Source organism: Streptomyces chengmaiensis, assembly GCF_029846775.1.
GTDB lineage: Bacteria > Actinomycetota > Actinomycetes > Streptomycetales > Streptomycetaceae > Streptomyces > Streptomyces chengmaiensis.
On record NZ_JARWBG010000095.1, the window covers coordinates 1 to 14,571 of the forward strand.

The 14,571-nt window shown below is 66.4% G+C and carries 10 protein-coding genes and 1 pseudogene; 10 read left to right on the top strand and 1 reads right to left on the bottom strand.

Annotation, left to right across the window (positions count from 1 at the left end; genetic code table 11):
• From QCN29_RS35550 to QCN29_RS35565, 4 genes and pseudogenes are all read left to right on the top strand, one after another.
• Window positions 1-391: pseudogene (locus tag QCN29_RS35550) on the top strand (hypothetical protein); the annotation flags it as partial.
• 860 nt (window positions 392-1,251) lie between these two features.
• Complete coding sequence (locus QCN29_RS35555) at window positions 1,252-1,749, top strand: hypothetical protein (protein ID WP_279933366.1); 498 nt, start codon at window positions 1,252-1,254, stop codon at window positions 1,747-1,749.
• A gap of 200 nt (window positions 1,750-1,949) precedes the next feature.
• Entirely contained in the window at window positions 1,950-3,098 is a 1,149-nt protein-coding gene (locus QCN29_RS35560; protein WP_279933367.1) for an ROK family protein, read from the top strand.
• 71 nt (window positions 3,099-3,169) lie between these two features.
• Entirely contained in the window at window positions 3,170-4,150 is a 981-nt protein-coding gene (locus tag QCN29_RS35565) for an ROK family protein (RefSeq protein WP_279933369.1), read from the top strand.
• A gap of 870 nt (window positions 4,151-5,020) precedes the next feature.
• On the opposite strand, the gene QCN29_RS35570 is transcribed toward QCN29_RS35565, so the two are convergent.
• Window positions 5,021-5,536 carry a hypothetical protein gene (locus tag QCN29_RS35570; RefSeq protein WP_279933371.1) on the bottom strand — a complete coding sequence of 172 codons (516 nt, stop codon included), beginning with the start codon at window positions 5,534-5,536 and terminating at the stop codon, window positions 5,021-5,023.
• Window positions 5,537-5,957: 421 nt separating this feature from the next.
• Here QCN29_RS35570 and QCN29_RS35575 point away from each other — a divergent pair, with 421 nt between their 5' ends.
• From QCN29_RS35575 to fxsT, 6 genes are all read left to right on the top strand, one after another.
• A complete protein-coding gene (locus QCN29_RS35575) occupies window positions 5,958-6,791 on the top strand; it encodes a hypothetical protein (RefSeq protein ID WP_279933373.1) in 834 nt (277 codons plus the stop codon).
• A gap of 140 nt (window positions 6,792-6,931) precedes the next feature.
• The gene (locus QCN29_RS35580) at window positions 6,932-7,300 is read left to right on the top strand and encodes a PadR family transcriptional regulator (RefSeq protein WP_279933374.1); all 369 of its coding nucleotides are present in this window, start codon (window positions 6,932-6,934) and stop codon (window positions 7,298-7,300) included.
• Between the two features lie 296 nt (window positions 7,301-7,596).
• Window positions 7,597-7,773 (top strand): hypothetical protein, encoded by a 177-nt coding sequence (locus tag QCN29_RS35585; protein WP_279933375.1) that lies wholly within the window; start codon window positions 7,597-7,599, stop codon window positions 7,771-7,773.
• The gene (locus tag QCN29_RS35590; protein WP_279933376.1) at window positions 7,770-7,997 is read left to right on the top strand and encodes a hypothetical protein; all 228 of its coding nucleotides are present in this window, start codon (window positions 7,770-7,772) and stop codon (window positions 7,995-7,997) included. The genes QCN29_RS35585 and QCN29_RS35590 overlap by 4 nt, the downstream gene beginning before the upstream one ends.
• A gap of 300 nt (window positions 7,998-8,297) precedes the next feature.
• Window positions 8,298-9,044, top strand: coding sequence for a hypothetical protein (locus QCN29_RS35595; protein ID WP_279933378.1), 747 nt, complete (start codon window positions 8,298-8,300; stop codon window positions 9,042-9,044).
• Window positions 9,045-9,604: 560 nt separating this feature from the next.
• On the top strand, window positions 9,605-13,594 hold the full coding sequence (gene fxsT / locus QCN29_RS35600) for an FxSxx-COOH system tetratricopeptide repeat protein (RefSeq protein WP_279933380.1): 3,990 nt from the start codon (window positions 9,605-9,607) through the stop codon (window positions 13,592-13,594).
• Window positions 13,595-14,571: the final 977 nt, after the last annotated feature.

Consider the following 14,571-nt stretch of genomic DNA (forward strand, 5'->3'; position numbering starts at 1 on the left):
CGCCTTACCCGCCGACGCGGATGGCGGCCAGCCGCTCACCGGTACGGGGCGGGTCACCCTGCTCCGTACCGGCGGCGACGCCGGCTTCGGCGCGTACACACTGCTCTACACCACCCGGCCGGTGCCTGGCGGGGGAGCGGAGGCGATCGTCGCCGCCGCCCGCCCCGAGGACACCGACCCGGTCTGGGAGCTCCACCGGCCCCAGCGGTACGGACCCCAGACCAGCGAGAAGCGGCCGCTGATGCGCTGGGCGGCCGCCCTGGAGACCGACCGGCGCAAAGTCCGAGAGCCAGGCCGCCTACGACCAGCGCCTCGCCCAGAGCCTGATCCGCATCGGCCACAACGCCCGCAGCATCCCAGAGCGCGGTCCGACTTTGCCGAAGTCCCGTGAGTTGCGCACCTCTGGGAACTCCAGTCCCAATATGAACATGAATGCTAGGTGCTCTCAATTCGCGAGTCAGTTTTTTCGATGACTGGAACTACTGCCACGAGTGCGGCTTGCGAACTCGTCCGTGCTTCAGTACGTTTGAGGAAACGGCCTCCGGCTCTTAGTCGTCGGATGCCGACGTGAGACCGAACCCCAGCCATCGCCGACTCCTTTCGGTGGGCCCGGCACCTCGACAGAGGTGCTGGTGAAGACCAGACCGAGAGGAGTTGGCCCGTCAATGACGGAACTTCAGTTCGAAGCCAGGCTTGATCGTAACCCTTACGCAGACCGCGCTGACGCGGAGAATCAGACCAATGCATGGTTGGTCAGCAGGATGCTTCGTTGGACAATCGGGTTCGTCTGGTTCGCGACCTGGACTGGCATCGCCGAAAGTGCCTGGACACTTCTGCCTGAGCCGTACCGTCGTGTCGTCGCGATCATCGTGCTGCTCGTCGGCGTTGCACCGGCTTTCTGCGCGCTGGTCATGTACATCGCCTGTCGGTGCCTGCGCCTGTGGCGTTTCCGCTGCGTCCTGAACACTCACCGGGCCGGTCATAGTCCAGACCGGGTCGTGACGCAGTGCTCGGTCCACACACCAGCCTGCAGTTGCCCCCCGTGCTGCAACTGCAGGTAGGGCCAGGAAGCCCGCAAGAGTGATGCACTCTGAAGACCGCAATCAGGACGTCCGTAATCCGACAAGGCATGGCTGCCGTGAATTGCTCAAGATTCAAGGTGGATATGGCGACGTGGTACCCGGTGAACTAGCTGACCGTGTCATCCATGACATATGTGTCGCGGCAGTGGAGAATGACCTGAGGTGCTTCATGCTTCAGGCCATCATGGGCGGTGTTATCGAGGCTTTTTGGCCTGTTGTCATCAACAGGAAGAAATACTCGATGTACGTCCCCCCTGAACTGCCAGATGAGTCGCTGCTGCAGAATTGCAGTTACCGGCTCGTCGTCTATCGTATGGGGCGGACCCAGGGCTACCACGATCAACTGTCCCTAACCTGGCACCCCGCAGCTGAGCTGCGCATGAAAAGCCGCAGGCATGGCACAGTGAAAAAACTCCCCAAGATGGGTAAGCCCGGTCAGATTGCCCTCGCCGGCCGCGAGGTTGGCTCCCAAGTGCAGCTGCTCCCGCGTGAGGCCAAGAATCCCAGCCACACGTTGAACCAGTTCGCCCGGGTCTACTTCAACTTGGCGAGCAAGGATGGAAAGGACTTCGCGTTTTTCGTAGAACCGCGAGAGCCACAATTCAGGAACCGCAGCACCCTTGGGGCGGGCGTGCTCAGTGGACACACCTACAGCTGGCCGAACTAGCACACCCCCATCCCGTGAGGAGATGCCCTGTGCAATCACCACCCACCAATGGACGAAGCCGAACTGGCGGAGCCACTAGAGCCACCAAGGCTTCGACCGGACGAAACTGGGAGCGCGTCCTCGCCGAGATCCTCAGCGGGGACGGCCCTTCGGCCTCGAAGATCACAGAGGACCTGCAGCTCAGTTCGAGCACCGTCCATATGATCGTCAAGAAGCTTGGTGCCCGACAGCTGATCACCAGCGATGCCGCAGTCGGATCGGGACGGGGCCGTCGCCCCAAGCCCATCTACGGCAACCGCCACCGATACATCGTCGGTTTGGAGATCGCCCCTACCCGAATCACCGGAGCGATCATGAATCTCAGGGGGAACCTGGTGTTGCGCAAGCATCACGAGCTGCCTCCGCCAGAGAAGCACCAGCCAGTGGACGTGGACGTAGTCATCGACGGCATCTATGACCTGATCACCCACTTCAAGTCAGAACTTCCTAGCGAAGGGAACACCACACGCAGCACCACCACCAATCCGCTGCTCGGCATCGGAGTGGCAGTGAGCGGCCACGTCGACTGGCACCTCGGCGAAGTTCGCTACTCACCCGACCTACATTGGGGAATGCCATGGCAGCCCCGGTCGTCCACCCTGCGGGAGCTCATCAAGGCCGCCACCCGCATCAAGCGCGTCGTGGTGGACAACGACGCCAACGCCCGTGCTGCCGGGCACCGATGGTTTGGTGCCGCACGGCAGCTCAGTGACGACCCCTTCGCCGTGGTCGTGGTCACCCCTAACGGTGTCGGCGGGGCGCAGTTCATCGACGGTGCGCTGGTTCGCGGAGCCACGGGCATGGCCACCGAGGTCGGACACCTCACGATAGAGCGCAAGGGGCGCTGGTGCCGATGTGGCAACCGAGGGTGCGTCGAAGCGCTGGCCACTCAGGGCGCGATTGTCGAATCAGCGAAGGCCAAGAATCTGGAGGAGGCACGCCGGCTCGCTGCTGAGGGCGACGCCGTAGCTGGAAAAGCTTTCGCCGATGCCGGTGACGCCCTAGGCGTAGGCGTAGCCAACCTCATCAACCTCAGCGATCCTGCGACGGTCATCCTGGCCGGGCCTGCAGTCACCCGCTCACGTCGCGAGAGCGGGAGCCTAGTGGTGTTCAGCGATGACTATCACGAAGCCATGCGTCAGGCAATCAAAAAGAACACCTTTGGCCAATGTGGAGACCTGGACCGGCTTCTCCGCATCGCCGAAGACGAAGAGCACGAAGAGTGGAATGGCGCCCAGGGAGCAGCGACCCTTGTGATCCACGACATCATCGCCGGCCTAGTGGACGTCTCTGACTTGGTCCAATCCTGACATCCCTTCGGGGACCGCATCCAATAGGCGATCCCCGAAGGAACTCATGAACTATGAAAGGAACACGAAGAATGAACCTGAATGAACTTGGCTCTCCTTCAGGAGGTCCGACGCGGTGTGCGATCGGGTTGGACATCGGAGGAACCAAGATTGCCGGTGGAGTGGTGACCGAAGCCGGGGAGACCACCCAAGTCCTACGAATTCCTACCCCTCGTGAGGGCGGTGCGGACGCAATGCTGCAAGCTCTCATGAAAGTCATCGATCGGCTCCGGGACCGAACTCCCGGCATCGAGGCAATCGGCGTCGGCGCCGCGGGCATGGTCGAATGGCCGACCGGTCTCATCCGGTGTGCTCCCAACAACGCTTACGACGAACTGCCCCTGCAAGATCTGCTGACCGAGCGAACCGGCCTGCCGATCACAGTGGAGAACGATGCCAACGCGGCCGCCTGGGCAGAGTGGCGCTTCGGGCAGGGGGCCAACTACCGCAACGGCTTGCTCCTCACCATCGGCACCGGCATCGGCGGAGGCATCATCCTCAACGATCAGCTCTACCGCGGAGACGTCGGCATCGGATCAGAAGTCGGACACATCGTCATCAACCCCGAACATGGCAGCCTGTGCGGCTGCGGAGTCACCGGGTGCCTCGAAGCCCAAGCCTCGGGAACAGCCCTCGGCCGCATGGGCCGCGAAGCAGCCGCAGCTGACCCCACCGGGTTGCTGGCAAGCCTGCACGGAGGGCCCGGAAGCGTGACAGGAGAAACAGTGTTCTCGGCCGCTGAGCACGGCGACCCAACAGCACGCGCCCTCTTCGACAAACTCGGATACTGGCTAGGGGCCGGGATCGCCTCGCTCGTCAACATTTTCAATCCCGAGATCGTACTCATCGGCGGCGGCCTCGTCACAACCCGCCAGTACCTGTTCCCCCCAACTCAAGCAAGCTTCGAACAATTCGTTTTCGCTGGCAGTCAACGAAAACTCCCCCTAATCGAATGCGCCCGGCTCGGCGCCGAAGCTGGCTTGGTCGGCGCAGCCGCTCTCGCACTCAAATAGGTCCTCCCGCCACCCAATTTCTGGGCGTGTACAACATCAATAACTCAGTCTCGCTCCAAGATCTAACTCCACCCTTTGTTGTGCACGCCCACACTACATACCATGACGCGCGTCGCCCGCGCCCGTCACTGCGGTGAAATTGCCCCGCTTCGAACCCCGCCCCGTCTCACCGACCCGCTTTAACCTCTCAGGGCTCCTCCGGTGCCACCCGGTCTGAATCTCAAACTCGGGACATCCAGCGGCCCTCTTCCGAAAACCCTGCCCTACCAGCGGGTACAGCTACCAAGGGCACGCACACAAACCTGCGGCTTACCTCGGCAGGGTCCTGCGTACGGCGCTCCACCACAGCAGCTCAGTGATCGGCCACCACACCAAGAACGCAAGGAGATCCACCCCTGGATCTCGGGAGGCGGACACTTCTCGCCGAGCGGCTGCCTCATATCTCTTGGTCGCCCCTGCCCACGTCACGGTGTGCGGTGTGACGCGAACCTGAAAGGTGTCCTGGCATGGTGCACGAAAGTGGTGCCTTCAGCCAGCTTGCCAACGCCGTGTACTCCATGCTTCGGACTCATCGGGCTTCCCGCATGACGGGATGCGCGGCGTGTTGCGCAGTAGTCTGCGAAATTCGATCAGAAGCAGGACTTCCGATGCCTGCCGCAGGCAACACCCAGCTGTCCTTGTACGCAGCTTCCGGCTTGCACGCTCGCAAGTTGCACCGTGCCCATCCGTCGCAGCCTCCTGGGTAAGCGCCATGGCGACCCCGACCTTCGCAATATCTCCCGCTCCACCCCCTTCGACCGACGGCGGCTCGCCCGTGCTGGTGCGCAGGCAGAAGGTGCGGGTGCCGATGCGCCTGGTTTCCTCGCCCCACTACCAGGACGTCGCGTTGTCGGTGTACGTGAAGGTGAACGCACTGGCGTCGCGGCCGGAGGGCTGCCAGGCGCGTACGAAGACGATCGCCGCGTATCTGAGGTTGTCGAAGGCGTCGGTGGAGCGGGGTATGACACAGCTGCGCCGTCCGGGCCCGGACGGCGTGGTGGAGCTGCGTTCGGAGCGCCGGACGCTGCCGGGCGGGACGGGGCAGTCGGCGGTGCGCACGGTGCGGTCGATGTCGCCTACGGAGGCGTTCGTGTGGCTGCCGGTGGCGGCCTCGGAGGACCTGACGCCTCGGCAGCTTCGGCTGTATGCGCTGGTCGTGTACGCGCAGGCGCAGGGGATCGCGTTGACGGAGGCGGAGCTCGCGTCGTGTCTTCGGCACCACTCGGGTAAGAAGGCCGGCGAGGCGCTGTCGGTGACGGCTGCGTCGGCGGTCGCGGACGAGGTGGAAGCGGCGCGCTGGATGACGGTGCAGCGGCGTGCGGGTGCGCGGGGCCGGAACGTATACATCGCGCACGACCTCGCTCCGGAGGCCCGGCCGGACGTTCAGGCCGACCCTCGCGGCGGTGCTCCAGAGGTCGCTGAGGCGGCTGTGGACAGTGCTTCTGAGGGGTCGGCTAGTTCCCAAGTTGGTGAGGGCTCGGGTTCCCCGGTTGGTGAGGGATCCCTCGCGAATTGGGAAGTACCTATGACTGACTCACCTGATGACGGGCGTGCGCTGTTGTCACCCGCCGTAGGCGAGGTACAGGTGGGTAAGGGCGCTGGGCCTGTGGACAATCCGGCTGCTGGTGAAGCTGCGGCTGCTATGGGCGAGGGTGGTCTCGCGCTCCGCACGGGTGGACAGACCCAGCCCTCCTCCTCGAAGCCGACGAACCGCAGCAGCCGGAACCGGGCCACGGCCCAATCGTCGTACGACGGCCCGCGCCTAGCGATGAACGCGCAGATCTACGCCGTACTGGAGCCCGTCCACGTGCTCCTGGAGCAGGTGAACGACTTCGTGGCGCGGAAGGCGGCCCGTGAGGTGGGGCGCCAGCTGCGCGAGGGCACCTCGCCCGAGCGGCTGCAGCACCGGTTGACCACCCGGCTGGCCAAGGTGATGCTCTCCGACATCCGGGACCCTGGCCGCTGGCTGCTGGGGGTGGCTCTGCCCCGGTGGGGCTGCGGCTACCAGGACTGCGAGGCCGGGAGCATCTGGCGGACCGGCGCTGCGTGCGATATCTGCGCGGAGGTCGTCCAGGACAAGGCCGCCGTCCGGCAGCGCGAGCAGCGCATCGCCCACGGCCTGTGCCCCGAGCACGGCACCCGCCTCGGCACTTCGGGGCACTGCGTAGCGTGCGAGCCGGACGACGCGATCGCCCAGCCGGAGCCAGCCGTGGTGCAGCAGCGGGTGCCGGAGAGTCCGCCGCGAGGTAACTGCGGTGAGTGCGGCGCGCGGATTATGCTGACCGGCCGGGCCCTCGAGGACGGCCTGTGCAAGCTGTGCCGCGAGGAAGCCGCCGCCCTGGCCGCCGACCATGCGTCCCCGACCGTTTCGGCTGTGGACCGGCTCTGCTCGGGCCGGGACGGGGATGTCCCGTGTGGCCGCATGCCTCTGCCAAGCCGCAGTGTGTGCGCCCGCCACCGGGTTCAGGAACTCGCCGGGGCGGTGGGCCTGATGTCCCAGGGCCCGCAGCTCAGCGGCGGGGAAGGTCTCGCCGAGCGGAGCCCCGGTGGAAGACATCGACGTCCGGTGGTCCGGCCCTTGTCTTCCGCCGCGCGCACATGAACCCCCGTGAGTCGGTGGACGCGTGACGCCCACTCGGCAGACCATCGGACAACGGTCATTGTCCTGTGCGTTCCCGGCCAGCTCGGCACACGGCTCGACCTAGGTAGACGAAACCGCGTCTACCTAGGTAGTCTGATGGCATGTCGGTGAAGATGACCCTGCATACCCAGACGGTGCTCAGAGCCCTCCTCGGTCGGGGGGCTGAGGGCGAACGCCGGACCGCGGCGCTGGCCGAGGGGCTGTACGGGCTCGAGCTGTCCCGGATGACCGGGCTGCCCAACGGCACCCTCTTCCCCATCCTCGAACGCCTGCGCCAGGCCGGCTGGGTCGAGCGGTACTGGGAGGCGGACGCGAGCGCCGAGGCCGAAGGCCGCCCCCGCCGCCGTTTCTATCGCCTCACCCACTACGGCGCCGAGCGCGCCCCCCACGCCCTCGCCGAAGCCACCGCGGCAGCCGCCCCCGGCCACACCTCAGGACTTCGGCCCGGACTCGCCGGAGGCACAGGGTGAACCACCCCCACGACACAATGATCGAGGCTGCGGCCCATGTCGGCCTGGCCAAACTCGGCGAAGAATACTCTCGATCCACCCACCCGCTGAGCCTTACGTATTCCGAATCGGGCTACACGCTGGTGGTCCATACCCCCGATGGGCAAAAGGAGCTGGCGACCGCAAGCATCTCGCACGCGGAAGTGGAAACATATCTACGCAGTTCAGAGACTTGGTCCCGGCTCGCCAGCCTGTCCCGAGCCGCGGCCGCGTCATCGGCTCCGCAGGCCCACTCTCGCCTGGACACCGTGCTGCGGTTGGCCACGCAGTTACTGCCCGCGCATGAACGGGTCGACTGGCTGGAGGAGCAGCGCGGCTACCTGGCGGACCTGCCCGCACGCCGGGAGCGGTGGGCTTGGACCCTGGCGCAACTCATCGCGCTGCCCCGCTATACGTACACCCTGCGCACCGGCCGCAGGAGGGAGCCGGCATGACATCAGCGCCGTCTCCGCCGCCCGCGTCGGAACCCCCGAGTCCGGACGCCGAGCCGCTGCTGGCCCCGCGCACGGTCCTGATCCTGCTGGCCGCCGCGTTCATCGGAGCTATCGTCGGGGTGCTGACCTTCCTCAGCGCGGGCGACGTCGCCGGCGCCCTGCTCGCGGGACTCGCCGGAGCAGGGGCCAGCACCCTGGGCCTGCACCGGCTGATCGGACACTGACAGCCGTACGATGAAACACGCGGTCCCGGAGGCGTTCCCCCGTGCCGCCGGGACGGCTCTTCGCATGTCAGGCGGAGGGCTCGCGCCGGTCGTGCGGGAAGTGTGGTCAACGTGGCCTGTCGCGAGGGCAGTTGGGGATTCTACGCTCTGTTCATGTCGAAGCAGAAGCGGGGCAGGAAGCACCGGACGCCGCAGAAGCGGGTCCCACGCCGTCCCTCGGTACCGCATCCGCGTGCGGCGCTTGCGGCGTCGCCAGGTGGAAGGTTGCCGCTGCCGGGGAGCGTGGACCATACGGCGCGGATGCTGGAGCACGCGAAACCGGACCAGCTGGTGGAACTGGTACTGCCGTCTTTATGGGTAGCCCTCGCCGACGGCCGGGTGCCGGCGAACGTGTGCGTGGACGCGTGCCTGACGCTGCGGAGCGCCTACGGCCAGCTGGGGGTGCGGGCCGAGTTATTGCCGGTCGACCTGGCCATCCGAAACAGGCACGGGGAAGGGGTCCGCTACGGCTCGCTCACGCCCAGCTGGACCGGGACCTCATGGAACGGGCACTGCGTGCTGGTGCTGCCCGACTCCGGGCGGTTCGTGGACGCCACTGTGGAGCAGTTCGACGAGGTCCGCAAGATCGGGATGGGCCCGATGGTAGGCAAAGTGGCGTTGTCGCTCGCCGGTGACGGCTCGCTGATGGAGCCGGGCGCGCAGGTGGTGCTCCAGCGCGGGGACCTGGTGCTGACGTACACGGTCGCCGGGCCGCAGGCACTGGCCTCGATCACGGAGCACCCCGAGGTGGCGGCCCACACCGACGCTCACCGCCGCACCGGGGTGAACACCGCTTCTTTCACACTGGTCGCCCTGCGCGGCGAGGATGTGCGCGGCCGGGCGATGCAGGCCCCCTATCCGAGGCTGCGCGCTCTGCTGCGCGCGGTCGGGGATGCCCCGTACGAGGCGGACGAGGCCGGGGACGTGCGCTTCTGCCTGCCCGATCACGACGGCGCAGAGCGGTGGCTGAGACTGGACGAGATCCCGCTGCCGCCGACCACACCGTGAGCCTCCCCGCGGATCGTGCCGTCCGCCAGTCCTGCCGAGGCCCGTGCGAGGACGAACCCGGACAGCGCATCGGTCTCGAACTGCTCCAGTTCCTCCGCCGACGCGGGCACCCAGTGCTTGCACAGGTCTCGTACAACCGCGAGCGGTGCCGATCCGAGCCTCTTCACCTTCGGCCCGACTGTGGATCGGTCGGGCGAGGTGAGAACGCTTCAAGAATCCCGAAGCTGCGTCACGAGACCGCAGGGCACCCGAAGGGGAACAACCCCCTGGCCATGGGCACAGGGATTCAGTAGGACTCAGGAGAACTCACGGGATGTCGCACACTGCCACTTCGAACAGTTCGAACATCTTGGGCTCTTTCGGGTTCCGGCTATGCGAAGGCGCGGCACGGGACATACTCAAAGAATGGTGGGAGAGACGGGAGTGGCCGTGCGCGACGCGTCCCTGGGGCATGGGGACGGTCCACGTTGAGTGCCCTGGGACGGCGTGGTCACGACGACTCGAGGATTGATCCGCCGACGTCGGCGGCCATATCTTCGCCCGGGGAGCGATCGACCGCCGTGGGTCGGGACGCCGGTCAAGTTGTCACTGGTGACGGCGCGACTGGGGTTCACATCGAGAACATTGAGCGGGCGGTCCTACTCCCGGAAGAGGCGATTACAAAGGCCACACGTCACGAACGGTCAACCGCAACGCCTGCATACTTGGACCTCAGGTCAACCCCGCTCGCTGTTCCCCAGCGACGAGTTGCCTCAGACCGCCTTCGCGGGCGGGACGACCTGCTGGCGACACTGACAGGCAACACTGGACAACGTACAGGTGACAGTACGGACAACCGCCGTGTCGATGTGCTGACCGGACTCGGCGGCTGCGGAAAAACTACTGTGGCTCTTGAGGTCGCACACCGGCTCTCACCCATGACGGGCCATGTGTGGTGGGTGTCCGCTGCCGATCGTGAGAGCCTCTGGGTTGCTTTGCACGCCGTCGCATTCGACGCCGGTGCCGACAGCGAGGAGTTCGCCCACGCCCACGCCGCCGACGTGCTGTGGAAGCGGCTCAACGCGCTCACCGAACCATGGCTACTCGTCCTCGACAACGTCGACGACCCGTCGTTCCTTACTGCCCGGCCGCACCCCCTGGCACGTGGCGTCGGCTGGCTGCGGCCACCCGGCACCCCGCACGGGACGGTACTCGTCACAAGCCGCGAATCGCGCCGGGAGCGATGGGCGCCGTGGATACGCGTCCTGCCGGTGGACGTGCTCGGCATCGACGACGGAGCTCGCGTTCTGCTCGATCTGGCACCTGAAGCAGGCGATGAGCGGGAGGCGAAGAAGCTGGCCCAGCACCTCGGTGGCCTGCCGCTGGCGCTGGACCTCGCCGGCTCATACCTTGCGCTGACAGCCGAGGAGCTGTGGCCCGTACCCGGAGCGCCCGAGACGTTCGCGGACTACCGCCGCAGCTTCGACGGGCGGATAGAGGAGATGGCCGCGGACCCGGACTCCTCGCTCGGGGAGGCCGAACAGGCCCGCCGCGCCATCCTCACCACCTGGGAGCTCTCGCTCGATCTCCTCCACAACCAGGGCAACGACCTCGCCCGGCCGCTGTTGCGCCTGCTGTCGGCTTTCGGACCAGCACCGATTCCACACCAACAACTGCTCAACCCGCAGGTGCTCGCCACCTGCGACCTGTTCCCCACTCCGACCGACAAACGGATCCGAGCCGCACTGAAGGGGCTCTCCGGTCTGCGCCTGGTCAACCTTCAGAGCTTGAGCCCAGAACCCGACAGAGGCGATTCATCTGACGCAGACATCCGCCGGAAGATCGACATCCATCCACTGGTCCGCGCCAGCAACCGTGCGCACGCCGACTTCACCACGCACGCCGGAAAACTCCTCGACCTTGTCACAGCCCTGCTTGAACGGGCCGTCGGTCCGCTCGAACCGCGCAATCCCGCACATTGGCGGCGATGGCGCCACTTCTCCCCGCACTGCACCGCCCCCCTGCACCTCCTGGAACTGGTCGGCTCGGTGCCGGACGACGTGACGGTCGCCGCCACCAAACCTGCCTTGCACGCCGCACGGAACCGCAACTCCCTTGGCCTGTACTCCCTGGCCGTCACCGAGCTCAGCACCGTCGTCGCCCTCCGGGAGAGCCGCCTCGGCCCCGACCATCCCGCGACGCTCGAAAGCCGTCTGAGCCTTGCCCCGGCGCTGCGCGACGACGCGCAGATCCGCGAGTCCGAGGCCGTATACGCGGCGGTAGCTGAGGCTTGCGAACGAACACTGCCGCACGACCACCCGTATCTCCAGTCCGCTCGAGGCGGCCTGGCACGGGTACTGTGCGCACTCGGACAGCCGGACATGGCGGAGACGCATCTGCGCGCCGTGCTCGAGATCCGGCTGCGCGATCCGGGACCGCGTTCCCGCGAAGCCCTTCGTACCAGGCACGACATTGCCACTGTCCTACACATGCGCGGGCTACTGAGGGAGTCCGCTGACGAACTGCGGGAAATCCGACGAGCAGGGCGAGAGCTGTTCGGACACCGCGATCCGCTGACGCTAGCCTTCGGCACCAGCCTCACACGAGCGTTGCGCGATGCCGGAGAGATCGACGAGGCCGAATGCGTCGGGGCGGAGGTCGTCGCGGACTCGGTGAACGTGCTGGGTTCCGCCCACCCTGACACACTCATCGCCCGCCACGAACAGGCGCGCATCATGCGGGACAAGGGTCGGCTCGCCGAGGCCGAGGCCGAGTTCGCCGAGATCTGGAGAATCAACAAGCAGCGGTTCGGTGAGGACCACCCCGAGGCGTTCTCCAGTAGGCATGAACTCGCAACCACTCTCCATCTATTGGGCCGACCGGCCGAGGCGGCGGACCACTTCCGTGCGGTGCTGGACGCCAACGCTCGGCTCTTCGGCGAGGACCACCCCGATGTGCAGACCTGCCGGCGGAACCTCGCGCTTGTCCTGAACAGAGCGAACGAGGAGGACCACACAAGGATGTCTCTGGACGAGGCACTCGCAGCCGAAGGCGACGAACGGGATCCCGATGTCTGTGGAATTCTTGAAAGGTTTGCCCGACCACGGCTGAGCAAAGGCGATTCCTCTCCACCGGGAGGCGGCGGCGGATACTCGGAAGGCGGCTACTCCGACTGCCCGGCCCCGCAGGCGCGACCCGTACTTTCCTACCGTGCGAAGCCCCGCTTCGAGGACGAGTCCACCGGACTGGCCATCAACACCGCGCCCCTGAGTCCGGGTACGCTGCACGCTCTGGCGACAGGGCGGGAGACCCGCAGCGACGTCGGAAACCTGCGCGCCCATCAGCGCAAGACCCGCGTCCTAGCACTGAGAAAGATCCTTGCCCAGTACACCCAGTCTGATACTGTCCCGCACATCCGGCAGGCGCGGGCGTTACTCGTGGAGGCCGACCGGGTCGACCCGGCGCGCGTAGACGAACTGCTCCTGCACCCTGGGACAGGCCGGTGGATGAGCCGTACGTTGCGTGAGCTAGAGGACGACTCCTCAAAGCCCGACCCCGGTAATCTGCAGGCGCTCGCCGCCACGGCCGGCATCAACGCCGACCTGTCCTTCACCCTCCGGATTCCGGTACGCGAGGGCCTGGCCGTCCTGCCGACCCTCGGCTTTGCCGACCTCGGAACCGACCGGCGAACGACGGAGGCGGACGTCGTGGCGGAGAACGGCTACAGGTTCGTCCGCGCCGCAGGCAAGGAGGTGCGACTTCCCTCTCCGTCGGAGGCCGAGCCTCCGGGCTGGCACCCGGTGCGGTGTATCAAAGCCCATACCGCTGGCGAAACCCTCCAGGTCCGCCTCGACGACACCGATCCCTACCGCGGTGTCGACCCCGACATGGTGCCCTGCCCTCTCACTCCCGGACAGGCGGACCGCTGGCAGGAACTGCTCGGTGAGGCATGGAACCTGCTGGTCCGCACGGACGGCGTGGACGCTGGAACGCTCGCAGCCGCCCTCACTACCCTCACGCCGCAGGCCCCGGCACCCGGTGCCGCGCCGACTTCACTCACGTCGAGCGACGCCTACGGCGGGATCGTCCTCACCGAACCGGAGGACGCGCTGCAACTCGCCCAGACGCTCGTACACGAGTTCCGGCACATGAAACTACACGCCATCCTCGACATGGTGTCGTTGCACAGTGAGCAAGACAGCGGGCAAAAGCTGTTCTACGCGCCCTGGCGGGACGATCGCCGACCCTTCGAAGGCCTGTTCCAGGGTGTGTTCGCCTTCTTCGGGGTGGCCGAATTCTGGCATGGGCGCTGCCTTCAGTCGACTGGCGATGACCTGAGGCGCGCGCAGTTTGAGCTGGCCTACTGGCGAATTCAGGTCTGGGAGGCGTTCACGGTGGTCAGGTCCTCGCCCCAGCTAACCGGCGAGGGCCGGCAGTTCGTCGCCGCGATGGCGCTCAGCGCCGAAACATGGCGGGCCGAGCCAGCCGTACCCGCTGACGTGGCCGCGAAGGCCCGGGCGGCCGCCCTCGCCCACCGAGCCCGGTGGGAACTCCTCCACGGCCGACCCTAACTAGAGGTGGCGGGACTGCGACTCCTCCGGAATCGGTCTCGGGTTCCCGCACCGGTGGCTCTCATGTGTGGGACCCATCGCCGGTGATTGCCTCGCCGATGTCGCCGCCAGCTGCGATGCCCCGCTCGCCGGTGGCCCGGGCTGGGTGGGTCGGCCTGGGCGGCGCTTCCCCTGCCAACGGGGGAGCGGGAGCAGGGGCAGCAGTAGTGAGAGAGGCGTTGTCACCGGTGACAGCACGCCCGATATTGCCGCCAGCGGCCACCGACCGGACACCTCCTGCCTCTACGGAAGCATCAGAGTCTCTCGGATCGGGGGTACGGCACAGGGCGTAGATGGACACGGCCAACCCTGCTAGGCCGACCAGCGCCCCGGTGATACTCGCCGCTTGATCCGCGGTGTTCAAATCCACCGCAATCACCAGAACTAACAGTCCTGCTGCCCCCAAGCCGCACAACACTGCGACGGCCCACACCACGATCCTTGCCCACACGGACATGTTGGCCATCTTTCTATGCTGCCCACTTCAATCCGAGCAAACCGGCCGAACCGGATGATGTGGTCCAGGCATTCCGGAACGCTCTCGGAGACGGCTGCGAAAGAGGCGCTGGGATCCTGGATCTCCCCGGGCCGAGTAAGTGAGCAGAGGCTCCACGAAGAGCGAGCTAGTCCGGCCCTCCGGGCGGACTGGTGTAGCACCCGAAGCTGGACCAGGTCACCACCCTGGCGCGTTCGGCGCGGTGTGGGCGGTCCTCGCGGTCGGGCACAACCTCGCGGACCACATGATCGGGCAGCTCACTCCGGCCACAGGCGCCATCTGTCGACGATCGCGTAATTCCCCAGGGGTGTGGTCACGTAATTCCCCACCCCCTGGGGCGAGGGGCGGTCACTTGACCGTGGGGTCCTTCGGGTCGATGGGGCCCTTCGGCCGCTTGTTCGGTCGGTAACTGGGGCCGTTCATGATGACCTGGTGGCTGGCG

What these genes read in the sequence shown, in the direction of transcription:
- QCN29_RS35555 (WP_279933366.1), top strand. Translation starts at nt 1,252, where the DNA reads ATGCTTCAGGCCATCATGGGCGGTGTTATCGAGGCTTTTTGGCCTGTT.
- QCN29_RS35560 (WP_279933367.1), top strand. Translation starts at nt 1,950, where the DNA reads ATGATCGTCAAGAAGCTTGGTGCCCGACAGCTGATCACCAGCGATGCC.
- QCN29_RS35565 (WP_279933369.1), top strand. Translation starts at nt 3,170, where the DNA reads ATGAACCTGAATGAACTTGGCTCTCCTTCAGGAGGTCCGACGCGGTGT.
- QCN29_RS35570 (WP_279933371.1), bottom strand. Translation starts at nt 5,536, where the DNA reads ATGTATACGTTCCGGCCCCGCGCACCCGCACGCCGCTGCACCGTCATC.
- QCN29_RS35575 (WP_279933373.1), top strand. Translation starts at nt 5,958, where the DNA reads ATGAACGCGCAGATCTACGCCGTACTGGAGCCCGTCCACGTGCTCCTG.
- QCN29_RS35580 (WP_279933374.1), top strand. Translation starts at nt 6,932, where the DNA reads ATGTCGGTGAAGATGACCCTGCATACCCAGACGGTGCTCAGAGCCCTC.
- QCN29_RS35590 (WP_279933376.1), top strand. Translation starts at nt 7,770, where the DNA reads ATGACATCAGCGCCGTCTCCGCCGCCCGCGTCGGAACCCCCGAGTCCG.
- QCN29_RS35595 (WP_279933378.1), top strand. Translation starts at nt 8,298, where the DNA reads ATGCTGGAGCACGCGAAACCGGACCAGCTGGTGGAACTGGTACTGCCG.